Raw genomic sequence first — 25877 nt, 5'->3', positions numbered from 1 at the left:
GAGCGCTGTTTCGGCGGGGCTTATGCGGCTATCATCGCCCCATGCCTGCTCTTGACCCGGATGCCATCCGGTTTTCCTCCAGCACAGCACCGGAAGATCCGGCGGAGCGCCTTGCCTGGCGCCTGCAATTGCTGCTCAATGCGACACGCCGGCATGCGCGTCGTCGCGAACGCGAAACCGGCCTTGGTCTACCACAGCTGCGTGCCCTGCAGTGCGTGCAGGCCCGGCCCGGGCTGGGGGTGAATGAGCTGGCGCGCGAACTCGGCCTGCATCAATCCACCGTCAGCAACATGTTGCGCCCGCTCACTATGCAGGGCTGGCTGGAGGTGCGCCGCACCGGCAGTGATCGCCGGACGGTGGCCCTGTATCTGTGCGAGCCCGATAAGCCCCTGCCTGCGCCCTGGCCTCAAGGGGGCAGCGAGCCTCTGCCAGAGGCGCTGGCGAGCCTCGATGAAGCTCTCTTGCGGCGCCTCGATGCCGACCTGGCGCGGGTCCAGGCGGCCTTGCTGGAGCTATTGCCGGAAGGCTGAGGCTCAGGCGCCGGTGTGTCCCATGGCTTCGCCCATGCGGATCGCGCCACCCGGTAGCCAGGCCGGATTGAAGCTCACGCCAGGCTGCGGGAAGAGCATCACGACGGTGGAGCCGAGCAGGAAGCGCCCCATCTCGGCGCCCTGGGCCAGACGGATATCCTGCCCGTCGTAACGCCATTCGCGCACATCCTTCACGCGCGGCGGATTCACCACGCCATGCCATACCGTGGCCATGCTGCCGACAATGGTGGCGCCCACCAGCACCAGCACAAAGGGTCCGGCCTCCCCCTCAAATACGCACACCACCCGTTCGTTGCGTGCAAACAAACCCGGCACGCCGCGTGCGGTGGTCGGATTCACCGAGAACAGCTCACCCGGCACATGGATCATGCGGGTGAGGCGGCCGGCGGCTGGCATGTGAATGCGGTGGTAGTCGCGCGGAGACAAGTAAAGGGTTGCGAAGCTGCCGTTGTCGAACTGTCTGGCGAGTTCGGCATCGCCGCCGACCAGGGCGGTGGTCGAGTAGTTGTGCCCCTTGGCCTGGAACACCTGATCCCCGGCAATCGCGCCGAACTGGCTGATGGCGCCATCCACCGGGCAGATCAGCGGTGCATCGGCCAGCGGGCGGGCATCCTCACGCAAGGCGCGGGTAAAAAATTCATTGAAGGTCGGGTAGGCCGTGATATCCGGATTGGCCGCCTCGCTCATGTTCACGCCGTAGCGGCCGACGAACCAGCGGATGACGGCACTGGTCAGCCCGCCCAGCGGTTTGCTGGCGAAGCGCCCAGCTAGTTCGGTGAGCATTTGCTTGGGCAGCAGATGCTGGGGCAGGACTTTGAGACGATCGGACATGGCAGCGGCGAGGTGAGCAGACAGGGCCGCAATTGTAGCTGCCAGGGCGCACTCAGTGCGTGCTAGTGGCGGCCTTCGAGCTACGACGGCGGCTGCTTTTGGGCGCGCTTTCCGCTGCGGCTTCTTCCGTGCCCGCCTCTTCTTCTGTCTTGGCCTTGCTCTTGGGCATCGCACCCAGCGTGGGCAGCTCGGGCTTCACGGTGTCGATCTTGTTCTCAGCCATGTAATCGTTCATTTCGCGCCAGCCGGCGAAGATGGCCGCCTTATGCCCGCCCGGATTCAGGGTGTAGCAATCCTCCAGTGCCCGCCCGGCATGCCGGCAAGCGCTGCCAATGGCCTTGCCTTCCGCCTCCTTGGCCGCTGCATCTTTGGCCGGGTCGGGAATGCCCAGTTGCTCGCAGGCGCCGAGGCTGAGCAGCAGGAGCAAAGGGAGGGTCAGGCGAGCGCGTGTCATGGCAAGGGTCCGAAAGGAGAATGTCCTGCAAGCAATAACGTCACCCGGCGGGGAGGACTTGAACCGTCCGTCACCCGGGGACCGCGCTGCGCGTTCCGGGTTTGGGAGGGGCGTGGGCGGCGCCTATAATCCGGCTCTCTGTTGTTGCTGCTTTCGGAGTTTTTCATGACCCAATTCCCCCTTCGCGCCGGCACCTTGCTGACGTCCCTCGTGCTGGCCGCAGCGGCCATGCCGGTTCATGCCGCGCCTGCCAAGGCGGCACCCGCCAAGGCTCCGGCCACCCCGGTTCAGATCGAGCTGAGCCATGGCCTCGGCGCCGACAAGGGCGCCCAGTTGCTGAAGCTGGTCGAGCGTTTCAATGCTGCCAACCCCGGCAGCACGGTGATGCTGAGCGAGCGCCACTGGAGCGAAGGTGCCCAGCCGGTGCTGAGCATCGTGGCGGAAGCGGATGAAGAGAACTTCCTGAGCGGCCCGTCGCGTTTCAAGCCCTTGTGGCAGGTCATGAAAGACGCCCGCGAGCCGCTCAATACCTTGCGTCCGGGTGACGTGAAGGTCATGGTGCCTTCCTCGCTGGACAGCGCCGGGCGCCTGCAGGCCCTGCCGGTCGCCCTGTCCACACCGGTGATGTTCTACAACGTCAAGGCACTGGAAGCGGTCGGCATCAATGGCAGCAATCTGCCGAAGAACTGGAACGACTGGCAGACCGTGCTGGGCAAGCTGGTGGCTGCCGGTCAGGCCTGCCCGATGACGGTTTCTCAGCCCGTGTCCACCCTGCTCGAAAACGCCAGCGCCTGGAATAACCAGGCCTTCGTCACGGGCGGCAAGAACGAGCAGATCGCCGTCAACGGCCTGATTCAGGTGAAGCATCTGGCCAAGATGAGCACCTGGTACAAGGCCCGCTACCTGCACTACTTCGGCCGCGGCAATGAAGGCGAAGCGCGCTTCGCCCGCGGTGACTGTGCCGTGCTGGCTGCGCCTTCCGGCGCTTACCCGACCCTCGTGCGTGAAGCTGGCTTTGAAGTGGGTGTGGGCGGCTATCCGTATCACGACGATGCCTATGGCGCGCCGCAGAATACCTGGGCGGATGGCCCGGCGCTGTGGGTGGCCTCCGGCAAATCGGCGGCCGAATACAAGCTGGCGGCGCGCTTTATCCGCTTCTGGCTGTCGGCCCAGAGCCAGGTGGAATGGCAGCTCAATTCGGGCTACCTGCCGTTGAGCGAAGCCGGCCTGCTGGCCACCCAGGCCAGCAAGCTGTTGCGTGATGAGCTGGTTGCCCAGCGCGTGGCCATCAGCCAGCTCACTTACAAGCCGGTGACCAGCTTCTCCTACGCCACTGCTTTTGCCCACCGTCGCGGTGTGCGCCGTGTTCTGGCCGAGGAAATGGAAGCCGTGTTTGCCGACCAGAAGCCGCCCAAGCAGGGCCTCGACGACGCGGTGCAGCGCATCAAGGCCGGTGAGCAGGGCTGCTGCCGCCCGCTGGCGACCATGCCGGCAGGCCAGCTGAACTGAGTCTGTTGTGCCGTTCTGAAAGCCCGGGATCGCCGCAAGGCCCCCGGGCTTTTTAACGCCTGATCTCTGCCGCGGGTACCGGCCGCGAAATCAGGTAGCCCTGCAGGTATTCGCAGCCGAGTTCGGTCAGCATGCGTGCCTGCTCTTCGGTTTCCACGCCTTCGGCCACGATCTTCATGCCCAGGCTGTGGCCCATGGCGATGATCGCGCGGACCAGGGCGAGATTGCGTTCGCTGCGTTCGATGCCGTTCACGAAGGCCCGGTCAATTTTCAGGGTCTGCAGGTGGAAGCGGGTGAGATAGCTCAGCGATGAGTAGCCGGTGCCGAAATCGTCGAGCGATACACCGATGCCCATGGCATTGACGGCGTCGATGACGCGGATCACCGTGTCGGCTTCGTCGATGAGCACCCGCTCGGTGAGTTCGATTTCCAGCTCGTCGGGCGCTGCGCCGCTACGGGCCAGGAATTCGCGCAGCAGGAGCAGGAAATCCGGATCGACCAACTGGGCGGCGGAGACGTTCACGCTCACGCAGATCGGTCCGGCGGCTTCATCAGCCCAGCTGCGAGCCTGGCGGGTGGCCTCCTGCAGCACCCAGCAACCAATCTCCACGATCAGGCCGCTTTCCTCGGCAATCGGAATGAAGCGATCCGGGCCGACGAAACCGAGTCTGGGCGTGCTCCAGCGGATCAGTGCCTCCACCTTGCTCAGCTTGCGGCTGCGCGCCTCGACGATGGGCTGATAGACGAGGCGGAACTCGTTGCGGGCGATGGCGTGCTGCAGGGCTTCGTCGATCAGCAAGGCGTCGCGGGCGAGGGTATTGAAGGCCTCCTCGAAGACTTTCAGGCGTCCGCGTCCGCTATCCTTGGCTGCGTACATTCCGGAATCGGCTGCGCGCAGCAGATTCTCCGGGTCCGTACCATGGGCGGGGCTCAGCGCGATGCCGATGCTGGCAGCCATGGCGACCCGGAAGGGCGGCAGTTCAAAGGGGTCGCGCAAATCGTCGAGGATGCGCTGGGCGAGGCGGGTGGCGGTTTCCTCCGCAGCCGCCAGATCCAGCTGGCTGGAGACGATCACAAATTCGTCGCCGCCGAAGCGGGCCAGTACATCCTCGCTGCCGGCCAGCTTGCGTAGGCGCTGGCCGACCAGACGCAGCAGCTCGTCGCCCACCGAATGTCCCAGCGTATCGTTGATGCGCCTGAAGTGATCGAGATCGATCAGCAGCACGCTGCAGGCGCTGGCGCTCTGGCCGGACAGGATCAGTGCTGTCTGCAGGTGGCGCTGCAGGGCCGGGCGGTTGAACAGGCCGGTGACCGGATCGATGTTGGCCGCCTGCACGAGCGCCTGTTCCTGCTGCTTGCGCTGCGAGATGTCGAGGATCTGGGTCAGTACGCTGAGCTGGCCCCGGATGCGGCAGGGGCTGCTGATCAGTTCCACCGGCAGGCGCTGGCCGTCGCGGATGATGTACTCATCCTCGCTGATGAGTGGGATCTGCGCGCCTGCGGCCGTCACCCGCAGGAACCATTCGTGGGCCTTAGCGGCACTGCGGCCCGAGGCAATGTCGTTGATGTTGCGCCCGAGCAGTTCCTGCGCATGCTGGCGGCCGATCAGTTGGGCGAACTTGTCGTTTGCCGCCAGAATTTCGCCGGCTTCGTTGCGGATCAGGAAGCCATTGCCCTGACCATCAATGGTGGCGCGGAACAGGGCCTGCGACTCGCGCAGCACAGCGTGGATCAGGCCGAGACTGGAGGCCGTCTTGAGCAAGAAGCCCAAGGCCAGGATCGGAGCGATCGAGTCGTTCAGCCACAAGAGCAACGGGCCGCTCAGATTCAGCATGGCGCGCAGCAGCAGCAGCAAGGCCAGCAGGTGATAGGCCCGGTCGCAGCGCCGGAGTTGCAGCGCGCTCCACAGCAATACGCCGCCGAGGCACAGGAATGCCGCGTTGCGCCCGAGGGCGGGGGAGAGGGTGGCCAGCACGAGCATCGCCGGTGTGAGTACGGCCAGCACCAGAGCGCCACGGCGCCAGTGCAACGGCAGACCGCAGAAATGCCGGGTGCCGAAACCGTAGCCGGCGATGCCCAGCACCATGCACAGCATTAGCAGGCCGCGTACGCTGGGACTGTGGAGCGCCAGTACGGGGCCGCCGAGAGTCGCCAGGCTGATCAAGATCTGGCCGCCTCCCCACAGCAGCGCGTACAGGTCTTCCCGGCGTACCAGCCATAGCACGATCAGGATGCTGCTCAGGGTGAGGTCGGCGGATAGGGAGAGGGCTGTGCTGTCCACGGTGCGGAAATAAGCTGTATCTGCCCACTAACGGCCTTTCCACCCGTTTCTGAACCGCCCTCGGCATCTGCTTACGATCTTTTGATTGTCATGTACTCGGTCTTCGACAGACTCCCAGCCAGCGTTTTACGAGAGCGTGCACCGGCACTCAGGCTTTCGATCGCCAGCCGTTGGCCAGTGCCGTGCCGGCCAGCACGATCACGCCACCGGCAAGCATCGTGAGGCTGATGTGTTCACCCAGAAACAGCGCCCCCCACAGCACGCCGAAGACCGGGATCAGGAAGGTCACGGTGAGGGTGCGAGCTGGGCCGATCTCGCTGACCAGGCGGAAGTAGATCAGGTAGGCCCAGCCGGTGCAGATCAGTGCCAGGGCTGTTACGGCCAGCCAGTCACCTGCCTGCGGCACGCTGCGTGCCGGGATCAGCAGCGCCAGGGGCAGCACGCACAAGCTGGAGGCCCACATGCTGCCGTGGGCCTGATCGAAGGATGGGATGTGGCTGGCGTGTTTCTTCGCGTAACTGGTGGCCAGCGCGTAGCACAGCGGCGCGAGCAGGGCCGCACCGGCCGCGAGTGCCGCACCATCGCTGCGCGTGCCGGCTTCGCTTCCCACGATCAGGGCCACACCGGCAAAGCCCAGGCTCAGGCCCATGGCCGCACCCCGGCTCAGCGGCGTACCGAGCCAGAAGCGGGTGACCAGCGCACCGAAGATCGGTGCGGCCGCATTGATGATGGCCAGCAGGGAGGCGTTCAGGGTCTGCGCCGCAAAGGCATAGAGCAGAAAGGGCAGGCCGGAGTTGAAAACTCCCATGAAAACATAGTGCCGCCCGTTGGCGCGCCAGTGGGCCGGCTTGTGCCAGTACAGCGCCAGGGCCAGCAGGAACACGGCTGCCAGACCCACCCGCAGGAGGATCAGCTTGCCCGGCCCGAATACCGGTACGCCGATGCGCATGAACAGGAAGGAGGCGCCCCAGATGGCGGCGAGCAGGATCAGGCGGGCGAGGTTGAGCGCAGACATGACAGGAGGCGAAGGCCGGGGAAGGCACTCACGTTAGCCGTGGTCAGTGGCTGGGGTCAATGCGGCGGAATGGCTCTTTGAGGGGGCTGCGCAGCATGCACGCAACACGTATGTGGGTGCCCCTGCAAGAGACGCAGAAACGACTTGTTCATTTTTGTAAAATAAAGTACAAATGCGAACGATTCGCAAAAACGGATCAAAAATAGAACCCGGGGTGCCAACGGTCTGTCAAAGGCCGGGCTTCGACTCCGGCAATCCCGCAGACCCTCACTCCGGAGTAGTTGCAATGCGCCCGAATTCCTTGCGTGTGTCCCGCCTTGCCCTGGCGGTCAATCTTGCGTTGATGTCGCTGGCAGCCAGCCAGTCCGTGCTGGCTCAGACCTCCCCCGCCAAAACAGACGAGAAGACTCTCGGCACGGTCCGTGTGACGGCTGACAAGCCGGTCGAGATCGAGGCCAAGAGTACCTACCAGGCCACTACCACCACCATCGGCAAGGGCAAGCAGGCGCTGCGCGACATTCCGCAGTCGGTGACGGTGGTTACCGAAAAGCTGATCGATGACCGCAATCTGGATACCCTCAAGGATGTGCTGCACCAGACCGCTGGGGTGACCTTCCTGGCGGCCGAAGGCGGCGAGGAAGACATCCGCCTGCGTGGTTTCTCGCTGCAGCAGAGTGGTGATATCTACATTGATGGCATGCGCGACCCCGGCATCTACGAGCGCGACACCTTCAACTATGACCGCGTCGAAGTGCTGCGCGGCTCGGCTTCGATGCTCTTCGGCCGTGGTTCCACCGGCGGGGTAGTGAACCAGGTCAGCAAGCAGGCTTTCCTGATGGACCAGAACGAGGTGGACTTCACCTACGGTACGGGCAATTACAAGCGCCTGGAGACTGATCTGAACATCGTCACCGGGCAGGCTTCGGCCTTCCGCCTGACCGCCATGAAGGCGGATGCAGAGAACAACGGATCGGGTTCCTCGATTGACAAGGAAGGCGCTGCCGGCAATTTCCGCTACGGGATTGGCGAACGCGATGAGTTTACCGCTTCGCTCTACTACCTGAAGAACCGCAATGGCATCAACTACGGCCTGCCCTGGCTGGCGCCGGACGCCCAGACCTCCGGGCTTGGGTTGATCGACAAGGATCCGTCCGCTTACTACGGAGTGGATAGCGATTACGCCAACAGTGACATCCTGCATGGCACCGTGGGCCATATCCACCGCTTTTCCGGTCAGGCTGAGCTGAAGACGGTTTTCCGTGCCGGCCAGTACAACCGCGACCAGCGTGCCAGCGCGGTGCGTTTTGCTGCGGCCAGTGCCCAACCTAATCGTCAATCGGTGTACGAGTCCAATATCAGCGACAACACTGTGTTGACGCGTGGCAGCAACAACAAGGCCATGGATCTGGAAGTGCAGAGCCTGCAGAGTGATTACTCGGACAAGCTCACGCTACTGGGCATGAAAAACGAGATCCTGTCCGGTGTCGATATCAACCATGAGCGCCGCAATACCTATGGTTTCGTCACCCCGGCCGGGGTCAACCTCACCAAGAGCAACACTACCCTCGGTGACGATGACGGCACTTCCGGAGTGACCGAGGAGTTGCGTCAGAAGCTGCGCAGTGCTGACTTCGACTATCTCTCCGCTGGCGCCTATTTCCAGGATCTCGTGCAGATCGCTGAAAACTGGAAGCTGCTCGGTGGTCTGCGTTACGACTACGCCAATGGCGAGTACCGGACCTGGGGCACCTCCGGTGCGACCGCCGGGACGGTCACTGCGAACCGTGGCCGTCACGACAAGATGCCGAGCAAGCGTTTTGGTGCGATGTATCAGCCGAGCGCGGCGACCTCGTTCCACTTCTCGTGGGGCACCTCGTTCAACACCTCGGGTGATACCTATCAGTACGATGCGCTGGGCAGCAACACCGATCCCGAGAAGAGCAAGAACGTTGAAGTGGGGAGCAAGCTGGAGTTCTTTGGCGGCGACATGAGCGTGCGCACTGCGCTGTTCAAGTCCACCAAGTACAACGAGCGCAATACCGACACCGACACCGTGAACGCCACCAACTACGTCCTGTCCGGCGAGCGCTACACCAAGGGTGCCGAGCTTGACCTGGCGGGTCGCATCACGCCGGCCTGGGAGGCCTACCTGTCCTACTCCTGGATCCCTGTGGCCAAGATCTCCAAGGGTGCCCTGACCGGCAGCGAGCAGGTGGGCCAGCGCCCCGGCCTGATCCCGAAGCATCAGGCTTCCTTGTGGTCCACCTACAAGGTTTCGGCTGACTGGCGTTTGGGTGCCGGTGTGGCCGGGCGGACCAAGATGTACCCGCAGTTGATCAACACCAATCAGGTCGAGGGTTATCTGACCTATGACGCGATGGTGGAATATGCGGCCACGCGCGACCTGACCCTCAAGCTCAATGGCACCAATCTGGGTAACAAGCTGTACGCGGACAACGTTTACCGTGGTCACTACATCCCCGGTAAGGGCCGCACGTTCGAGCTGACCGCGTCCTACAAGTTCTGAGTCTTATCGTTGTCGGGCCCGCCAAGTGCGGGCCCGTTTTGCTTTGTGGAGTCTCTGATGGATAAACGCAGTTTCCTGCGCAGCGCGGCCGCCATGCTCGCTGCAGCTTCCTTGCCTTTGCCTGCGCTAGCGGCCATGCCACGCCCCACCCGCCTGTTGGCCGGTTGGCGCAGCACGGTGGATCTGCCTGCGCCGCTCAGCGGCGCACCTGGCGACTATGTGGGCGTGATCGAGATCGACTGGGCGGGGGCGGCGATCCGTTTGCAATCCGTGCTGCCGGTCTCTTCGCGCGGACATGGCTTGCTCGGCCTTGCTGACGGCGGTTATCTGGCCCTGGCCTATCGCCATGGCCTGTGGGTCATGCGTGCGGATGCTCAAGGCAAGCGGGCGGCGCTGCTTGATCTGGCCGCGGAGTCCGCGCGGGTTTCCGGCGGTCATATCGAACTGGCCGCGGATGGCCAGCATTTCTTTACCAGCGAGATCGAGCCCAAGAGCGGCCAGGGTTGGGTCAGCGTGCGCAGCATTGCGACCCTCAGGAAAGTCGCAGAGTGGCCCACGCGTGGTATGGACCCGCACCAGATCACGGTCGATGCGCAAGGCATGTTGCTGATTCCCAACGGCGGGATCCGCTACACCCCGGAAGGACGCAAGGACAAGCTCGACGACATGGATTCCTCGCTGGTGCGCCTGAATCCGGTCAATGGTGAAGTGCTTGGTCAGTGGCGTCTGCGCGATGCGCGCCTGTCGATGCGTCATCTGGCCTGGAACGAAACGCCGAAGGGTGAAACCCTGCTGGGCATCGCCCTGCAGGGCGAGCATGCCGATCCCGAGCGGCGCAAGGAAGCGCCAGTGCTGGCTGTTTGGAACGGCAAGGATCTCGCCATCCCGAGCCAGTCTCCTCTTGGTGAGGGCTATACCGGCGACATCATGGCTGGCCCTGGTGGCGGATTCATTCTTAGTGCCCAGCTCTCCGGCAAGGCCTTGTTGTGGCATCCGGGCGAGGCGGCCCGCCTGACCCTGATCGGCGAGTTCTTCCGCGCCGGTGCGCTATCCGGCCCGGACGAAGAAGGCGGTTTCCTGATCGCAGGCGAGAAGGGCCCGGCGCGCTGGCATCTGCGTGAGAAAGCCCAGATGCTGGCCTGGCCGATTCCGATGTCGCCTGACAATCACTGGAAATTGCTGGAGGCCTGAGCGGATGGGGCGCGTGTCGCGGGTCTTGCTGACCGCTCTGGTGTCGCTGCTCGCTGCGTGCGCAAGTACGCCGGAGGATGTCTGGCCTGAGCGCGAGGTATCGATCTTCCAGATGCGTCTGCGCGAACCTTTCCCGCTCGTCTACAACTATCGCCTGATGGATGGCCCGCCCAAGGGGCGCCTGATCCTGCGCCTGCATGTGGATACGGCGGGTGACGTGCGTGGCGTGCGTCTGGTCCAGAGCAGTGGCCAGCCGAATCTCGATGAAGGGGCGATGCAGTCGGTCTGGAAGGCCAGCTTCCATCCTTGGCGAGTGGACGGGCAGGCCGTGCCGGTCAGTGTGATCTTGCCCCTGCAGCGCTGAGTAGCGTCCCAAAACTCAATACGGTTGGCCCTCAAGGCCGCGTTTCCGGATATCGGAGCGCGGCCTTTTGCTTGGCGGCGTGTTTCAGGCGGGAGGTCGAGCGGAATTTACACTCAAAATATATTGCGAATCGTTCTCATTTAGATATAATTCATCTCAAGCCGTACGACCTGTCTGGTTCTGCGGCTGATCCGGATACGGTCGCGCCTCTCTCTCGCGACCGGGCTGGCGGGCCGGGGGCGGTCTGCCAGCCGTGCCGGGTCATTAGCGCAAGCCAGCGGTGATTGATACCAGCCAGCCAGCGATCTTTTCTGGATAGGCGTGGACATGGCAAAGCAACACAAGAACATCGGGCGAATCGCGGCTGCGGCTGCACAAGAACAATTCAGGCTGCAGCGCATGGCGCTGGCCGTGATGTGTGCCTGGCCTCTGGCCGGCATGGCCCAGCAGACCAGTGAGCCGCAACTGGGGACGGTGGTGGTGACGGCCACCCGCTCCGAGGCGCATGCCAATGACGTGGCGGGTACGGTGACGGCGGTCACGCAGAAGCAGATCGAGCAGCACCAGGCGCGCAATCTGGCTGAGGTTCTGGCTGATGAGCCGGACGTGAGCGTGCCGTCCGACCCGCGCCGTTTTGGCGGCAGCCATGTGAACATCCGCGGGATCGAAGAGAACCGCATCTTGATGCTGACCGATGGCGTGCGCGCCGCGGATTTCCGCAGTCCCGGCACCACCAACTATGACGCCAACAACCGCGACATTCCCTTTGTGGAATTCTTCAAGCAGGTTGAAGTGCTGCGTGGCCCGGCTTCCAGCCTGTATGGCTCCGATGCGATCGGCGGCGTGCTGGGTTTCCTGACCCTTGATCCGTCTGATCTGCTCAAGGGGCGCGAATTCGCTGCTGGGGGCTCGCTGGGCTATCACAGCGTGGATAAGAGCAAGCGCGCCACGGCTTCCTTTGCGGCGGGGGGCGAGCGTTTCCAGGGCTTGTTCATGGTCGGCCATGCGCGCGGCGAGGAAACTGACAATCAGGGGAGCAGTCGGGTTCAGGGCGTGCAGCGCACTGCGCCGAATCCGCTCACTTACGAGCAGAGCAATGTGCTCGGCAAGCTGCTGTTCACGCCGAATCGCGAGCATCGCTTCAAGCTGACGCTGGAGCACAAGGAAGGCGAAACGGCGGTGGATGCGCAGCGTGTGGGGAATGGCACGAGCCTGTCCCGCATCACCACCAATACCGGCGTTGATTCGCTGGAGCGCAACCGTGTGGTGCTCGATTATGACTACATGCCGGAAGCGAGCTGGTTCGATCGCCTGTCTGCCAAGCTTTATACGCAGACCCAGACGACGGACAACCAGAACTACCAGCTGCGTACCAATACTTCCAGCTCCTGCTCGGCGACCACGGCTGGCACGACCAATTGCAGCGTCAATCAGCGCTTTGCCTACGAGCAGAGCCAGACCGGCCTGAATCTGCTGCAGGAGAAGGCTTTCACGCTGGCCGGCCTGCCGAACCAGGCGATCTGGGGGGCGGATCTGCTGCGCTTGCAGACCGAGGAATCCAAGACCGGGGTCTGGACCAATCTTGCCACTGGCGCCACCTCCACTGTGCTGGTGGGCGATAGCTATCCAAAAGCGGAGTACCCGCGCGGCCACACCGATCAGCTGGGCCTGTTTGCGCAGGATGAGATCACGCTGGGCAAATTCAAGCTCACCCCGGGTTTGCGTTATGACAGCTTCAAACTCGAGCCGGAGAGCGATCCGCTCTACAAGCGCACCGATGGTCGCGAGGCCGTCAGCAAGGAAGGCAGCCACCTGTCGCCCAAGCTCGCCGGTGTGTATAGCCTGAGCCAGGACTGGAATCTCTACGCCCAGTACCTCGAAGGCTTCCGTGGCCCGAACTATGAAGAAACCAACCGTTACTTCTACAACAGCTCGCAGCGCTACGCGGTGATCGGCAATCCGGATCTGAAGCCGGAAACCAGCCGCAGCTTTGAAGTGGGCAGCAAGTATGCCGGCTCCGCCTGGGGCAGCCAGTTCGCGCTGTATGAAAACCACTACAGCAACTTCATTGAATACACCCTGCTGCCCAGCGGCAGCGCAGAGGGGGTGGCGGGTTACTCCACCTACAAGTATCAGAACCTGTCGAAGGTGGTGATCCGCGGTGGCGACTGGCGCGGCTACTGGCAGGCTCTGCCGGCCCTGCGTCTCTCGGCGGGCCTGGCGATCACGCATGGCTACGATAAGTCGAGCGGCAAGCCGCTCAATAGCATCGAACCCAAGCGTGGCACTTTTGCGGCGATGTGGACGCCCTCGGAACAATGGGGTGCGGAATGGCGCCTGCGTGCGGCCACTGGCAAGGATCACATCGACACTTCCAGTACCAACTACTACCGCACGCCGGGTTACGGGGTGAACGATCTGTCGGCCTGGTGGCAGGTGCAGCCGCACGTGAAGCTGAATCTGGCCATCAACAACCTCTTCGATAAGACCTACTACCTGTGGAGCGATGTACGCCGCTCGGGCCTTACCGCCACCGATCCGGCGCCCGAGTTCTACACCCAGCCGGGACGCAATTTTGCCCTCAGCGTGAAGTTTGATTATTGAGATGCCTGTGTTGCTGAAGTTTCTGCGCGCCGGGCTGGCTCTGGCCAGCCTCACACTCCTCGTTGGAGTCAGCCCGGTATCCGCGGCTGTGCCGAAGGTGGCCTGGCTGACGGCTGCCCCGGCACCGGCCGGCAAGTTCGAAGTGCTCAGCCGTGCCGCGCGCGAGCAGGGCTTCGAGCTGGATGCGCGCTATCTGGAGAAACTGGATGAGGCGGGCCTGGCCCGCTTTGCCAATACGGCCGATCTGCTGATCGTGGACACGCCGCGCCCCGGCCTGCTCGAGTTCATGCTCGGCAAGCTGGGGCCGCTGTGGAGCGAGCGCAAGGCTGCGCGACTGCTGCTGGATGACGAACGGGTAGAGGCGCGTGGGCTGGATGTAGCGCTGGCCGGTGAGCTGCGCCGCTACGTGAGCAACGGCGGGCGGCGCAATCTGGAGGCCGCTGCCCAGCTGATCGCGGCGCGCGTCTTCAAGCTGCGCAGCGCCGAGGGCATTGCGCCGCTGCAGTTGATGCCGGCGGCGGCCTATTACCACCCGAAGCTGGCCGAGAGTGTCACCACGCGTGCCGACGAGGCGCTGGCGGTGTCCGGCAAGCCGGGTCAGCCGGTGGTGGGCGTCGCGATTCACCAGTCCTATGTGTCGGCCGTGGACTCGGCCTATGTGGATACGCTGGTGGCCGATATCGAGCGTCTGGGTGGCCGGGCGCTGGTGTTCTACACCCCGATGATGGTTGAGGATGCTTTCCTCAAGATGGCCGCGCCGGGCGGAAAACGCATCGTCGATGTGCTGGTGAACAACCAGATCATGTACGACGCTGGCGGGCGCCGCGCCGAGTTTGAAAAGATTGGCGTGCCGGTGATCCAGGCCATTCCCTACCGCCGGGGCGACACCGCCGACTGGCAGGCCGATCCGCAGGGCATGCGCCTGATTGATCTGCCTTTCTACCTGGTACAGAGCGAGATTGCGGGCAGCATGGATCCGCTGATCGCCTCGGCCATTGCCAAGCAGAGCGGCAAGGTTGAAGCCATCGCACCGCAGGTGCGCGCGATCGCCGCCAAGGCCATGAATCTGGCGCAGTTGCGCCGCACTGCAAACGCCGAAAAACGTGTTGCGATCCTGTTCTACAACTATCCGCCGGGCGAGAAGAACCTCTCGGCCTCTTTCCTGAATCTGCCCAAGAGCCTCGCCAACACGCTGGCTGCCATGAAGGCAGCCGGCTACCGCACCGAAACGCGGGACGAGGACGCGCTGACCCGCGATCTGGGGCGCCTGCTGACGGCTTTCTATCGTGATGACCAGCTCCAGCCGCTGCTCGACGCGGGCCTCGCGGCCTGGCTGCCGATGGCGGACTACAAGCGCTGGTTTGCCACCCAGTCGCCTGCCCTGCGCGAGCAGGTGATCGCGCGCTGGGGCGAGCCCGAGAAGAGTGCGATGGCCTATCGCTACAAGGGCGAGGCCGGTTTCGTGATTCCGCGCCTGCAACTGGGGAACGTGAGCTTCATGCCGGTGCCGCCGCGTGGCGAGCGCAAGGAAGATCACGAGGCCGCGATCTACCACTCCACCAAGGAATCGCTGAACCACTTCTACATGGCGGCCTATCTGTGGGCGCGCAGCAATCGCGATGCGCTGGTGCATTACGGCACCCACGGCACCCAGGAGTGGACGCCGGGCAAGGAACGTGGCCTGTCGATGGACGATCAGCCCTTCGTGGTGCTCGGCGATATTCCGGTGGTCTATCCCTATATTGTCGATGACGTGGGCGAGGCGCTGCAGGCCAAGCGCCGTGGCCGCGCCACCATCATCAGCCACCAGACCCCGAGCTTCCGCCCGGCCGGTCTGCACACCGAGCTGAACGCCATGCACGACCAGCTCCACACCTGGCTGCAGCAGGACGAAGGCGGTGTGAAGGAAGCCCTCAAGCGCGATCTGCTGCGTACCGGCGCGAAGATGCATCTGTTCGAGGACATGGGCTGGACGCCGGCCCGCGCCGAGGCCGACTTCGCCCAATGGATCAACGCCCTGCACGATCACCTGCATGCCCTGGCAGCCCAGCTGCAGCCTTACGGCCTGCACGCCTTCGGCCTCAACAAGTCCGACGAGCTGCGTCTCTACACGGTCATGAGCATGCTGGGCAATGACTTCTACAAGCGTGTGGAGCCTGAAGATCCGCAGGAGGTGTTTGCGGTCGATTACGAAAAACTCGCCGCGAGCAAGCCTTTTGCCCTGCTGCGCCATCACCTGATCGAGGGGGCTGCGACCCGCGAGATTCGCAACGCGGCCCTGCGTGAAGACGTGGAGCGGGCCAAGGTCCTGTGGACCAGCCTGGATGCCACGCCGGAGACCACCGGACTGCTCGCGGGCCTGAATGGTGAATTCATTCCGACCAGCACCGGCGGCGACCCGGTGCGCAATACCGATTCGCTGCCCACCGGGCGCAATCTGTACGGATTCGATCCGTCCAAGATTCCGACCAAGGCTGCCTGGGAAGCCGGCCAGCAGGCCACCGAGGCGATGCTCGTCGAATACCGTCAGCGCCATGGAAAGTACCCGCAAAAGCTCGCCTATTCGCTGTGGAGCGTGGAAACCATGCGTCACGCGGGTGTGCTCGAAGCGCAGGCCCTGGCCGCGCTGGGCGTGCGACCGAAGTGGGATCAGGGCGGCCGCCTGTCCGGCGTCGAGTTGATTCCGGCGAAGGAACTCAAGCGCCCGCGCGTGGATGTGGTGCTCTCGGCCACGGGTCTGTATCGCGACCATTTTCCGAATGTCATGAAGTGGCTGGCCGAGGCGGTGAAGCTCGCCGCCGCCCAGAACGAGCCGGACAACGCCGTGCGTGCGGCTTCCAATGCGATCCGGGCGGCGCTGGCTGGCAAAGGTTTGTCCGAAGCGACGCTGGCGACACTGGCTGATACGCGCATCTTCAGCAACCAGTCCGGCGCTTATGGCACGGGACTCAACGAAGCCACCCTGGCCTCCGACAGTTTTGCCAGCAAGGGCAAGGAGGCCGATGCCAAACTCGCCACGATGTACCTCTCGCGCATGCAATATGCGTATGGTCCGGACGAGGCAGCCTGGGGCCAGAAACTCGAAGGCGTGAATCTGTATGCCGAGAACCTGAAGGGCGTGGAGGCCGCGCTGCTGGCGCGCTCGTCCAACCTCTACGGCATGCTCACCACCGATGATCCCTTCCAGTATCTGGGCGGGCTGGGGCAGGCGGTGCGCCATCTCACCGGCAAGGCGCCAGAACTCCTGATCTCCAATCTGCGTGATCCGCGTGCGGCACGCACCGAAACGGCGGCCGGCTTTCTTGCCACCGAGCTGCGCACGCGCAACTTCCACCCGGGCTGGATCGAGGGCATGAAGGCCGAGGGTTATTCCGGCGCGCTGAACATGCTCGACTCGATCAACAACTTCTGGGGCTGGACTGCGACTTCGCCGGAGATCGTGCGCGACGATCAGTGGCAGGAATTCGCCGAGGTCTACGTCAAGGACAAGTACAAGATGGGGCTCGACAAGTGGTTCGAGCAGCACGCACCGCAGGCCCAGGCGCAGATGATCGAACGCATGCTGGAAGCCGCGCGCAAGGATTACTGGCAGACCGATGCAGCCACCCTCAAGCAGCTTGCCCAGCGTTATCAGAACCTGTCGAAGCGCTTCGACATTCATAGCGACAACGCCGCCTTCCGCGACTTCGTAGCGGCCAAGGCGCTGGCGCCCACGCCGGGCTTCGGCCTGCAGGCCACGGCAGCGGGTGCAGCTGCGCCAGCATCCCCGGCGCCGGCATCTCAGCAAGCACCCGAGCCGGTGCCGGCCCCGCCGCCGGTACAGGGCATGAAGCTCGAAAAGGTCGAGCCGCCAGCCTTGCCGCCGGCCTCGCTGGCCTGGCTGTTCGGAGGGGCCTTGATGCTCCTGGCCTTTGGCGGTGGTGCGCTGCGTAGCTTCCTGACGACTTCTTCCAACCCAGCTCTTCGCAAGGTAACTGTATGACCCCGAATCCGCTCGAAACCATGATGTATGACATCGGCCAGCTCTTTCTGCTGCCGGTGCTGCTGCTGATCGCCATCCTGTTCCTCTACGCCTTCTGGGCGCTCGGCGAGTTCTGCCTCCAGGCCTGGCTGCGCTACCGCCATCAGCCGGCCAGCGGCCGTGGCTATGCCTTGATCGCGCACGCAAAAGCCCATCGATTGCAGGATCCGGAAGCCCTCGACGTGGCGGCCCACAAGCTGCTCGAGAAGGCTCGTATCGCCACCCGCGTGGCGCCGATGTTGGGGCTGGTGGCGACCATGATCCCGATGGGCCCGGCGCTGCGTTCGCTGTCGGACGGCAATCTGGGCAATGTCGGCATGAGTCTGACCATCGCCTTCTCGGCGGTGATCCTGGCCCTGATCGCGGCCTCGATCACCTTTCTGGTCGTGGGTGTGCGCCGCCGTTGGCTGGCCGAGGAGATGGTGTGGCTGAACCAGCAACAGGTGAGTGCATGAACGCGCCCGAGGCGGTCATCGAGCAGGCTGTGGCAGCCCAGCCGGCCGTGCGCCGGGCGCGCACCTCAAGCTTCCTGCATGAGGACGAAGGCGATGACCCGATTCTGTCGGTGGTGAACCTGATCGACGTGTTCCTCGTGATCATCGCCGCGCTGCTGGTGAGCGTGGCGCAGAGCCCGGCCAACCCCTTCGGCGCCGAGAACGTCACCGTCATCAAGAATCCCGGCAAACCGGACATGGAAATCACCATGAAGGAAGGCCAGAAGATCACCCGCTACCAGGCCAAGGGCCAGATCGGCAGCGGCGATGGAGAGAAGGCCGGAGTGGCTTACCGGCTCAAGGATGGCTCGATGGTGTACGTGCCCGAGGGCACGGGCGGTGAGCCCGCAGCAGCAGTTCAACCCTGACGTTTTTTACCCGCAGTTCAATCCGCAGTGATCTCGCAGTGATCCGAAATTCCCCAAGGAGTGAGCAGATGAACAACCTGGACCCCGACTTCGCCGAAGCCCGCCCTGCTGTGCTGATGGCGGCCGCGCTGCATCTTCTGAGCTGCTCCGCCGCGCACGGCATGAGCAGCGCCAAGGCCCGCGCCCTGGTGCAGCACCTCAATACGCTTGCCGAGCGGCCGGATACCGATCCGCTGCTGGCCCGCACTTGCGATGAGCTGGCCGATGTGTGGCATCGCCTCGGTAACGAACTGGAGGCACGCAAGAATGAAGAAGCCGCCCAGCGTCGAGCCCTGGCCGAACGCGCCCAGCATGCCGTGCTGCACTGAGGAGACGCCCATGAGCACCGCACTCGCTCCCGCGCTGCCCTTGCCGCGCAACGCCTCCGCCGCAGCTTCACTGCCTGCCAGCGAAACCATCGTTTCCAGTCGCAGTCTGCTCGGTGGCGCCAGCACTCTGGTCATCGAGCATCAGGGCATGCATTACACCCTGCGTGCCACGCGCAACGGAAAGCTGATTCTCACCAAGTGAGCCAATGAATGACTGCCGCAGCCTTCTTTGCAGGATGGGGAATGCTGCGGCCATGAACATCCATCCTGCATGGCAGGGCGTGTTGACGCCCCGTCATCCACATGCCCTTTGCAAGGAGTGAAACAAATATGTCCCGTTACACCGGCCCCCGTCTCAAAGTCATGCGTGCACTCGGCGTTGATCTCCCCGGTCTGTCGCGCAAGACCATCGCCGATCGCGATCAGCGCCCCGGCCAGCACGGCGCCAAGCAGCAACGCAAGTCCGGTTACGGCCTGCAGCTGCTCGAAAAGCAGAAGCTGCGCTTCAACTACGGTCTCACCGAGCGCCAGATGCGCATCCTGGTGACCGATGCGCGGCGTTCGCGCGATTCCGCCGGCGCCAAGCTCGCCGAGCTGCTGGAGCGGCGTCTGGATAACGTGGTCTTCCGCGCCGGCTTTGCGGGCTCCATTCCGGCCTCCCGTCAGCTGGTCAATCACAGCCATGTGCTGGTCAATGGCAAGCCGGTGAACATCCCGTCCTTCCGCACCCGTGTCGGTGATGTCATCAGCATTCGCCCGAAGAGCCGCGAGCTGCTGGTGGTGAAAGCCAGTCTCGCCGATCTGGCGCTGACGCGTCCCGAATGGCTGGCTTTTGACGAGGCCAAGGCCGAGGCCACCGTCAGCCATCTGCCGGATATCGCCGACATTCCCTTCCCGCTGGAAATGCAGCTGGTGGTCGAGTACTACGCCCAACGTCTCTGATTCCGCTGCAGGGCCAAGCCGCTCGTTGGCGAGTACGCCACGCCTTGCCACTGTCAGTGGCAGGTCTTCGCGATCGGCTTGAGCCTGTAACGGAATGGGCACTCTGGCCCGTGGCGTCACGATTGGAGGACTTCTCATGTTCAGCACCCACTTCATCAAGCAGACCTTCACCACGGCCGCCCAGCCGGTGGTGCTGAAACAGGGTTCGAAGCGGCGCCGGCTGTGGGAGCTGGCCTCGCATGTGCATTGCCCGGTGATCGGGGTGTGCCTGCCCATGGCAGTGCTGCGCCGGCTGGCCGTGAAGGCCGCACCGGAGATGGCGCGGCTGGATGACTATGCCCTGCACTCGGCGGCCGTGCAGATGGGGCGTAGCCGCAACCGGCTGGCCGAATCGATTCAGGATGAGCTTGATCAACGCCACGCCACCATCGTGAAGGCACTGCGCCGCCTGCCGGATCGGGTAAGCCTGGAGGCGGCCTGGCAAGAGGCTGTGGCGGCGGGCGAAATAGCCGGCGCGCTGTGGGCCACGCTGACCCATCCGGCTTGTGATCCGATCCTGGCGGAAGTCATCAGCCAGCAGATGCACATGATCCAGCATCAGGCGGGAGCCTCGCTGCGCCTCGATATCGCGCATTACCGTGCCCTGCAGGAAGAGAACGCGGCACTCGCCCGCAGCCTGGCGACTGCTCAGCAGCGCTGTGAGCGGCAGAGCCAGGAGAAGGCTGGTGAGCTCGAGCAATTGCAGGCTCAGCTGATCCGCACGCGCAGTGAAGTCATCAGTCGTGACACCGAGCTCGGCGCGCTGCGCGAAGAACTCGAAGCCCTGCGCGCAGCGGTGCCGGATCAGGCCGCACGGCGTCGCCTGGAGCATCAGCTGATGTATCAGGAGGAGCGCAATGCGCGCCTGTGCCTTGAGAATGCCCGCCTGCGCAAGGAGCTCGACGCCGCCCTGAGTGCCCCGGCCCCCGGCGTGGCACTTGCCAGCACGAGCGTGTCGCCGGACGAAGGGGCGACGGAGGCTTCGCTGGAAGGCCATCGCATTCTCTGTGTGGGCGGCCGCGAGAATGTGGTGGTGGTCTATCGCAAGCTCATCGAGCAGGCAGGGGGCCAGTTCCTGCATCACGATGGCGGTGTGGAGGATCGCTTCGGCCAGCTCGACTCGGCGCTCGGCGCGGCTGATCTGGTGATCTGCCAGACTGGCTGCATCAGTCACAACGCCTATTGGCGCGTGAAGGATCATTGCAAGCGCACCGGCAAGCGCTGTGCCTTCGTCGAGAATCCCAGTGCGGCGGGGCTGGCCCGCGGCCTGCGCTGCCTGCTGAGCGATGCGCTTGTAGAGAGTCAGGATGAGGTCCAGACTGCAGTAAGCGGCAGCGCGATGACTGCCGGCATGCAGCAGACCTGACGGAGCCCCCTATGAACAAGAGCGATACCAAGAAAGCCATTGCCGCACTCAACCGCATCATGGAAACCGAGCTGGCGGGCGTAGTGCGCTACACCCACTACTCCTTGATGGTGTACGGCTACAACCGCATCCCGATCGTCTCCTGGCTCAAGGACAACGCTTCGGAAGGACTTGCCCATGCTCACAAGGCCGGTGAGCTGGTGACGCTGATGGGGGGCCATCCTTCGCTGAAGATTGGCGCCCTGCTGGAAACCGAGCAGCACGACATTGGCGACATCCTGCGCGAGAGCCTTGAGCACGAGAAGAACGCGCTGGCGGGCTACTACGAGCTGCTCAAGATCACCGAAGGCAAATCGGTGCTGCTCGAGGAATATGCCCGCGAGATGATCGTGGCCGAAGAGCTGCATCTGGATGAAGTGAACAAGATGCTGCGCAAGCCCGGCGACCTGGATCCCTTTCACGACGGATGATCCGCCGCCGGCTAGCGCCGCCAGCCGTCCATCAGGCTTCTGTGGCGGTCGTGAGGCCGGGTAGCTCACCCGGCGGCACCGGGCGCGAAATCAGATAACCCTGCAGGTATTCGCAGCCGAGATCGGCGAGGATGCTGGCCTGTTCTTCGGTTTCCACGCCCTCGGCAACGATCTGCATGCCAAGGCTGTGGCCCATGGCGATGATCGCGCGGACCAGCGCCAGGTTGCGTGCGTCATGCTCGATGCCGTTCACGAAGGCGCGGTCGATCTTCAGCGTGCGCAGGTGAAAGCGTGTGAGGTAACTCAGCGACGAGTAGCCGGTGCCGAAGTCATCGAGCGATGAGCCCAGCCCTCTGGCATGCAGCGCTTCGAGGACCCGGATGACAGTGTCGGCCTCTTCGATCAGCACCCGCTCTGTCATCTCGACCTCGAGCATGCTTGCGGCGGCGCCGCTGCGCGCGAGAGCGTCCTCCATCGTGGCCATGAAATCCGGATCAGTCAGTTGGGCCGCCGAGACGTTCACGCTGATGCAGCTCGGCGCTCCGACTTGTCCGGCCCAGGCGTGGGCCTGGCGCGCGGCTTCCTGCAACACCCAGGTGCCGATGTCGATGATCTGGCCACTTTCCTCGGCGATCGGAATGAAGCGGTCCGGGGGGACGAAACCCAGCGTGGGGTTTGTCCACCTCAGCAGTGCTTCAACCTTGCACAGGCGCCGGCTGCGAGCTTCCACGATGGGTTGATAGACGAGGCGGAATTCCTTGCGGGCGATGGCTTGCTGCAGGGCTTCGTCGATCAGCAGAGCATCGCGGGATTGGGCGCTCATCTGCGCTTCGAACACGCAGTAGCGATTCCGGCCAGCATCCTTGGCGCTGTGCAGGGCAGTGTCGGCGGCGCTCAACAGACTCTCGGCATCGAGCCCGTGGCTGGGGCCGAAGGCAATCCCGATGCTGGCTTTCAGGGTGATCCTGAACGGTTCGAGCGGGAAGGGCGTGGCCAGTGTGAGGAGGAGCAGGCGAGCCAAGCGATCGGCTTCTTCCGCGGCACTGGCAGGGTCCAGATCCGGCACCACGAGCACGAATTCGTCACCGCCGAAGCGTGCCAGGATGTCGTGCACCCCTTGCAGGCCCTGCAGCCGGGTGGCGACCAGACGCAACAACTGGTCACCCACCGAATGACCGAGGGTTTCATTGATGCGCCGGAAGTGATCGATATCGATCAACAGCAAGGCCGTATGCCGACCGGAGGTCGCGCTGTCTTCGAGCAACCCGCCGAGTAGCTGGCGTAGTGTGCTGCGATTGAACAGCCCAGTCTCTTCGTCGAGCATCGCGCTGCGCTGCAGCGCAGCCTCCTGAGCCTTGCGCGCCTGGATGTCGATGATCTGGCTCAGCACCAGCGTCTGACCACGATCTTCGTAGGGCACACTGATGATCTCGACCGGGATTTCCACACCATCCTCGCGCTTGTGCAGCGCTTCGTCGATGCAGGGCAGCCGCGTGCCGGGTGCGGTGACCTGGCGGAACCATTCGGCGCTCTGCTCAACGGATCGGCTGTGCGTGACGGCGGAGATGTGTTTGCCAAAAAACACTTCTGCGCTGGTCTTGCCGGTGTACTGGATCAGTTTCTGGCTGGCAAAGCGGATGATGCCGTCCGCATCGCGAATCACGAAGCCGTGGCCGAGGCCGTTCAGGGTGGCCAGAAAGCGCTCTGAGTTTTCATGCAGGACGGCGTGGATCAGCCCCAGGATCGAGCCGGTTTTCAGGATGAAATTGATCGCGAAAATCAGATCGAGACTCACATGGGTCAGGAACTCGCTGGCTAAGATCAGGTTCAGGAAGGCACGCAGCGCGAAAAAAAGGCTGACTACGAGGTAGACGTGTTTGCGCCGCGAGAGCTTCCAGGCACACCAGCCGAGCACGCCTGAGAGCGCCAGCAACTCCAGGCGATAGCTCAGGCTGGGGAGAATAAGGGCGATGCCGATCAGGAACAGGGCGTACAAGCCCCAGGTCATCAATTGCGGACGCCAGTGGATGGGGTGCGCGCAGAAATGCAGGGTTCCGGCCACGTAACCCAGCAGCCCTGCTGTGCCGGCTATGGCGATCAGCACTGCTTCCCACAGGCCTTGGATTTTGAAGCTCCAGAGGCTGACTGCTACGCCCAGCATGATCTGGCCAGCACCCCAGTAGAGCGCATGGCGATCACTGCGGCGCACCACCCACAGAAAGATCAGGATGGAGCCCAGGGCCAGATCGGCCAGCAAGGAAAGGTGGATGCCGGAATACATCGTGGGCAGGTTGTGTTCTGAGTGGGCTCGGAAAGCGTCGGATCAGACAGCTTTAGCGGCTTGGCCACTGATTTACTTGAAGAAAATCAGCTTTTGGGTCTGCTGGGCTCCTAGGGGGGCTCCGGGTGCGCGCAAAGGCCGGCCCGGGAGCACGGTTCCGCCGCCTGGCGCGGATCAGGCGTCTGCGTCCGCGGGCTTAAAAGTCAGGTGTACGGCGAGGCCGCCGAGTGTTTCCGAGCGGTCCAGGCGGATGTCGATTTCCTGGCGGGTGGCAATGGTACGCACGATGGCGAGGCCGAGGCCGCTGCCGCCAGCATCCTGCCCGCTGTGGCCGCGGCGGAAACGCTCGAACAGCACGCTGCGCTCTTCCGGGGCGATGCCGGGGCCATTGTCTTCCACGCTCAGGGCAATATGCGTCGCTTCGCGGGCGAGCTTCAGGGTCACGGTACCGCCGCGCGGGCTGTACTTGATGGCGTTGTCGAGCAGATTACGCAACAAGGTACGCAGGGCTTCGGCGTCTCCGCGCACGGTGAAGACCACTTCCGGCAATTGCTCCTGCAATTCCGCGCCCAGATCGATCTGGTGCGCCTGGGCTTGGGTCAGTACGTCGGAGAGGGCGAGCCGCGCAACCTGGGGCAGGGTGGTGATGTTGTGGCCGGGCCGAGCGGCGTCTTCCCGGGCCAGCACGAGGAGTTGCTCGACCAGCCGGGTGGCGCGGGTGATGCCGGCCAGCACGCGTTCCTGCGCAAGGGCCTTGGCTTCGGGTGACTGGGCGCGCAGCAGCCCCTGGACCTGCAGCTTGAGTGCCGCCAGCGGTGAGCGCAGCTCATGTGCAACGTCGGCCACGAATTCATTGCGGGCGCGGAATTCGGCGTTGATGCGGGTGAACAGCACATTGATCTCGTTGACGAAGGGCAGTGCTTCCTCCGGCACGCAGGCTGTACTCAGCGGTTGCAGGTCATTGGCTTCGCGCGCAGCAATTTCCCGGCGCGCCCGCCGCAAGGGGGCGAGGGTATGGGTGGTGCCCCAGGCGATCAGCAGCAGCAGCAGCGGGGCGCTGATGATGATGGGCAGGATGGTGCGCAAGGCCAGGGCTCGGGCCGTCTGGGCGCGTACGGCGAGATCGTGGGAGACCTCGATGTGGGCTCCCGGTACGTCCACTTCCAGCACTCTGAGGGTCTGCGGGCCGTCTTGGCGTTGCGAGAAGTGGCGCAGGATTTCGGGTCGCGTGCCCGGTGGGCGCTCCGTGTTCTCGGTGCGCCGGACCTTCAGCGTGAAGCAGTTGCTCTCGTTGGCTGGCAGGGATTTGCTCGGCGGCATCGGCACGATCTGGGTGGTGTCCGGCATGCTGGTGTCCGGCATGCTGCGATGCACGGCGCGGGCCATCTCGAACATGTAGAAGTCCGAAATGGTGTCGACTTCGTTCAGGGCCACGCGATAGGCGACGATGGCTTGTGCCAGGGTGGCAAGGCCGATCACCAGCGCCACGATGAGGAGCAGGCGCGTGCGGATGGAGCGGATCGGGGTCATTGCGCAGAGCCTTGTTCTTTGGGGATCAGGTAGCCGACGCCGCGTACATTCTGGATCAGCTGGGCGCCGAGTTTCTTGCGCAGACCGTGGATGTAGACCTCGACGGCATTGCTGTTCACATCATCCTTCCAGCTGAAGAGTTTTTCCTCCAGCCGGGCTCGCGACAGGATCATGCCGGGGCGCGCCAGCAGCGGCTCCAGCACGGCCCATTCGCGTGCCGAGAGCAGGACCGGCTGACCGTCGACCGTGACTTCGCGGGTGGCCGGGTTGATGCACACATTCTGGTATTCGTAGACCGGCTCGGCACGCCCGGCACTGCGCCGGAGCAGGGCGCGGATGCGCGCCAGCAGCTCGTCCAGGTCATAGGGTTTGACGATGTAATCATCGGCGCCGGCATCCAGGCCCAGCACGCGGGCCGGTACGGCATCCCGTGCGGTGACGATCAGCACCGGTACCCGCTCCTTGCGTGCGCGTAGCGCGCGCAGCAGCTCTAGCCCATCGCGGTCCGGCAGGCCCAGGTCGAGCAGGATCAGGTCGTAAGTGCCGCTGGCTAGCGCGCTGTCGGCCATGCCTGCACTGCGCACCCAGTCGACGGCATAGCCGTCGTCGCGCAGCAGATCGAGTACGGACTCGCCGATCATCAGGTCATCTTCTACCAGCAACAGGCGCAT

At 63.9% G+C, this 25877-nt stretch carries 21 protein-coding genes; 14 read left to right on the top strand and 7 right to left on the bottom strand.

Features of this window, described 5'->3' with window-relative positions:
* Positions 1-41 precede the first annotated feature (41 nt).
* Positions 42-530, top strand: coding sequence for a MarR family winged helix-turn-helix transcriptional regulator (locus C0V76_RS08590; RefSeq protein ID WP_101941979.1), 489 nt, complete (start codon positions 42-44; stop codon positions 528-530).
* Between the two features lie 3 nt (positions 531-533).
* Here C0V76_RS08590 and asd read toward each other — a convergent pair whose 3' ends face one another.
* A complete protein-coding gene (asd, locus tag C0V76_RS08585; RefSeq protein ID WP_101941978.1) occupies positions 534-1382 on the bottom strand; it encodes an archaetidylserine decarboxylase in 849 nt (282 codons plus the stop codon).
* Between the two features lie 52 nt (positions 1383-1434).
* A complete protein-coding gene (locus C0V76_RS08580) occupies positions 1435-1836 on the bottom strand; it encodes a hypothetical protein (protein WP_101941977.1) in 402 nt (133 codons plus the stop codon).
* Between the two features lie 165 nt (positions 1837-2001).
* On the opposite strand from C0V76_RS08580, the gene C0V76_RS08575 reads away from it, so the two are divergent.
* The gene (locus C0V76_RS08575; RefSeq protein ID WP_101941976.1) at positions 2002-3345 is read left to right on the top strand and encodes an extracellular solute-binding protein; all 1344 of its coding nucleotides are present in this window, start codon (positions 2002-2004) and stop codon (positions 3343-3345) included.
* A 52-nt stretch (positions 3346-3397) separates the two neighbouring features.
* Here the strand turns inward: C0V76_RS08575 and C0V76_RS08570 are convergent, their stop codons facing one another.
* On the bottom strand, positions 3398-5626 hold the full coding sequence (locus tag C0V76_RS08570; protein ID WP_101941975.1) for a bifunctional diguanylate cyclase/phosphodiesterase: 2229 nt from the start codon (positions 5624-5626) through the stop codon (positions 3398-3400).
* A 148-nt stretch (positions 5627-5774) separates the two neighbouring features.
* On the bottom strand, positions 5775-6641 hold the full coding sequence (locus C0V76_RS08565; protein WP_101941974.1) for a DMT family transporter: 867 nt from the start codon (positions 6639-6641) through the stop codon (positions 5775-5777).
* Between the two features lie 286 nt (positions 6642-6927).
* On the opposite strand from C0V76_RS08565, the gene C0V76_RS08560 reads away from it, so the two are divergent.
* The 12 genes from C0V76_RS08560 to C0V76_RS08505 all read left to right on the top strand — a co-directional run bounded on the left by C0V76_RS08560 (position 6928) and on the right by C0V76_RS08505 (position 21395).
* Positions 6928-9168, top strand: coding sequence for a TonB-dependent siderophore receptor (locus tag C0V76_RS08560; protein WP_101941973.1), 2241 nt, complete (start codon positions 6928-6930; stop codon positions 9166-9168).
* A gap of 57 nt (positions 9169-9225) precedes the next feature.
* Complete coding sequence (locus C0V76_RS08555) at positions 9226-10359, top strand: DUF1513 domain-containing protein (protein WP_101941972.1); 1134 nt, start codon at positions 9226-9228, stop codon at positions 10357-10359.
* A 13-nt stretch (positions 10360-10372) separates the two neighbouring features.
* A complete protein-coding gene (locus C0V76_RS08550; protein WP_158239182.1) occupies positions 10373-10723 on the top strand; it encodes an energy transducer TonB in 351 nt (116 codons plus the stop codon).
* Between the two features lie 327 nt (positions 10724-11050).
* Entirely contained in the window at positions 11051-13327 is a 2277-nt protein-coding gene (locus C0V76_RS08545) for a TonB-dependent hemoglobin/transferrin/lactoferrin family receptor (RefSeq protein WP_101941970.1), read from the top strand.
* Position 13328: 1 nt separating this feature from the next.
* Entirely contained in the window at positions 13329-17309 is a 3981-nt protein-coding gene (cobN, locus tag C0V76_RS08540) for a cobaltochelatase subunit CobN (RefSeq protein WP_101941969.1), read from the top strand.
* Entirely contained in the window at positions 17306-17803 is a 498-nt protein-coding gene (locus C0V76_RS08535; protein ID WP_101941968.1) for a MotA/TolQ/ExbB proton channel family protein, read from the top strand. The genes cobN and C0V76_RS08535 overlap by 4 nt, the downstream gene beginning before the upstream one ends.
* Positions 17800-18210 carry a DUF2149 domain-containing protein gene (locus C0V76_RS08530; RefSeq protein ID WP_101941967.1) on the top strand — a complete coding sequence of 137 codons (411 nt, stop codon included), beginning with the start codon at positions 17800-17802 and terminating at the stop codon, positions 18208-18210. The genes C0V76_RS08535 and C0V76_RS08530 overlap by 4 nt, the downstream gene beginning before the upstream one ends.
* A 68-nt stretch (positions 18211-18278) precedes the next feature.
* A complete protein-coding gene (locus C0V76_RS08525) occupies positions 18279-18578 on the top strand; it encodes a hypothetical protein (RefSeq protein WP_101941966.1) in 300 nt (99 codons plus the stop codon).
* A gap of 10 nt (positions 18579-18588) precedes the next feature.
* On the top strand, positions 18589-18780 hold the full coding sequence (locus C0V76_RS08520) for a hemin uptake protein HemP (protein ID WP_216821697.1): 192 nt from the start codon (positions 18589-18591) through the stop codon (positions 18778-18780).
* Between the two features lie 128 nt (positions 18781-18908).
* Positions 18909-19520: a 30S ribosomal protein S4 gene (rpsD, locus tag C0V76_RS08515; RefSeq protein WP_101941964.1), complete on the top strand. Its 612-nt coding sequence runs from the start codon at positions 18909-18911 to the stop codon at positions 19518-19520.
* A 136-nt stretch (positions 19521-19656) separates the two neighbouring features.
* Positions 19657-20925: a DUF2325 domain-containing protein gene (locus tag C0V76_RS20205; protein WP_254048211.1), complete on the top strand. Its 1269-nt coding sequence runs from the start codon at positions 19657-19659 to the stop codon at positions 20923-20925.
* Positions 20926-20936: 11 nt separating this feature from the next.
* Positions 20937-21395 carry a bacterioferritin gene (locus C0V76_RS08505; protein WP_101941963.1) on the top strand — a complete coding sequence of 153 codons (459 nt, stop codon included), beginning with the start codon at positions 20937-20939 and terminating at the stop codon, positions 21393-21395.
* 31 nt (positions 21396-21426) lie between these two features.
* On the opposite strand, the gene C0V76_RS08500 is transcribed toward C0V76_RS08505, so the two are convergent.
* The 3 genes from C0V76_RS08500 to C0V76_RS08490 form a co-directional block, all read right to left on the bottom strand.
* Complete coding sequence (locus tag C0V76_RS08500) at positions 21427-23676, bottom strand: bifunctional diguanylate cyclase/phosphodiesterase (RefSeq protein ID WP_101941962.1); 2250 nt, start codon at positions 23674-23676, stop codon at positions 21427-21429.
* 174 nt (positions 23677-23850) lie between these two features.
* Positions 23851-25206 carry an ATP-binding protein gene (locus C0V76_RS08495; protein ID WP_101941961.1) on the bottom strand — a complete coding sequence of 452 codons (1356 nt, stop codon included), beginning with the start codon at positions 25204-25206 and terminating at the stop codon, positions 23851-23853.
* Positions 25203-25877, bottom strand: coding sequence for a response regulator (locus C0V76_RS08490; protein WP_101941960.1), 675 nt, complete (start codon positions 25875-25877; stop codon positions 25203-25205). Before C0V76_RS08490 ends, C0V76_RS08495 begins: the two co-directional genes overlap by 4 nt.

The organism is Uliginosibacterium sp. TH139, assembly GCF_002855595.1.
Classification (GTDB): Bacteria; Pseudomonadota; Gammaproteobacteria; order Burkholderiales; family Rhodocyclaceae; genus Uliginosibacterium; species Uliginosibacterium aquaticum.
Note: the sequence above shows the minus strand (reverse complement) of the source record. Positions and strands in the feature narration are given on the sequence as shown.

What these genes read in the sequence shown, in the direction of transcription:
- C0V76_RS08590 (WP_101941979.1), top strand. Translation starts at nt 42, where the DNA reads ATGCCTGCTCTTGACCCGGATGCCATCCGGTTTTCCTCCAGCACAGCA.
- asd (WP_101941978.1), bottom strand. Translation starts at nt 1,382, where the DNA reads ATGTCCGATCGTCTCAAAGTCCTGCCCCAGCATCTGCTGCCCAAGCAA.
- C0V76_RS08580 (WP_101941977.1), bottom strand. Translation starts at nt 1,836, where the DNA reads ATGACACGCGCTCGCCTGACCCTCCCTTTGCTCCTGCTGCTCAGCCTC.
- C0V76_RS08575 (WP_101941976.1), top strand. Translation starts at nt 2,002, where the DNA reads ATGACCCAATTCCCCCTTCGCGCCGGCACCTTGCTGACGTCCCTCGTG.
- C0V76_RS08565 (WP_101941974.1), bottom strand. Translation starts at nt 6,641, where the DNA reads ATGTCTGCGCTCAACCTCGCCCGCCTGATCCTGCTCGCCGCCATCTGG.
- C0V76_RS08560 (WP_101941973.1), top strand. Translation starts at nt 6,928, where the DNA reads ATGCGCCCGAATTCCTTGCGTGTGTCCCGCCTTGCCCTGGCGGTCAAT.
- C0V76_RS08555 (WP_101941972.1), top strand. Translation starts at nt 9,226, where the DNA reads ATGGATAAACGCAGTTTCCTGCGCAGCGCGGCCGCCATGCTCGCTGCA.
- C0V76_RS08545 (WP_101941970.1), top strand. Translation starts at nt 11,051, where the DNA reads ATGGCAAAGCAACACAAGAACATCGGGCGAATCGCGGCTGCGGCTGCA.
- cobN (WP_101941969.1), top strand. Translation starts at nt 13,329, where the DNA reads ATGCCTGTGTTGCTGAAGTTTCTGCGCGCCGGGCTGGCTCTGGCCAGC.
- C0V76_RS08535 (WP_101941968.1), top strand. Translation starts at nt 17,306, where the DNA reads ATGACCCCGAATCCGCTCGAAACCATGATGTATGACATCGGCCAGCTC.
- C0V76_RS08530 (WP_101941967.1), top strand. Translation starts at nt 17,800, where the DNA reads ATGAACGCGCCCGAGGCGGTCATCGAGCAGGCTGTGGCAGCCCAGCCG.
- C0V76_RS08525 (WP_101941966.1), top strand. Translation starts at nt 18,279, where the DNA reads ATGAACAACCTGGACCCCGACTTCGCCGAAGCCCGCCCTGCTGTGCTG.
- C0V76_RS08520 (WP_216821697.1), top strand. Translation starts at nt 18,589, where the DNA reads ATGAGCACCGCACTCGCTCCCGCGCTGCCCTTGCCGCGCAACGCCTCC.
- rpsD (WP_101941964.1), top strand. Translation starts at nt 18,909, where the DNA reads ATGTCCCGTTACACCGGCCCCCGTCTCAAAGTCATGCGTGCACTCGGC.
- C0V76_RS20205 (WP_254048211.1), top strand. Translation starts at nt 19,657, where the DNA reads ATGTTCAGCACCCACTTCATCAAGCAGACCTTCACCACGGCCGCCCAG.
- C0V76_RS08505 (WP_101941963.1), top strand. Translation starts at nt 20,937, where the DNA reads ATGAACAAGAGCGATACCAAGAAAGCCATTGCCGCACTCAACCGCATC.
- C0V76_RS08500 (WP_101941962.1), bottom strand. Translation starts at nt 23,676, where the DNA reads ATGTATTCCGGCATCCACCTTTCCTTGCTGGCCGATCTGGCCCTGGGC.
- C0V76_RS08495 (WP_101941961.1), bottom strand. Translation starts at nt 25,206, where the DNA reads ATGACCCCGATCCGCTCCATCCGCACGCGCCTGCTCCTCATCGTGGCG.
- C0V76_RS08490 (WP_101941960.1), bottom strand. Translation starts at nt 25,877, where the DNA reads ATGCGCCTGTTGCTGGTAGAAGATGACCTGATGATCGGCGAGTCCGTA.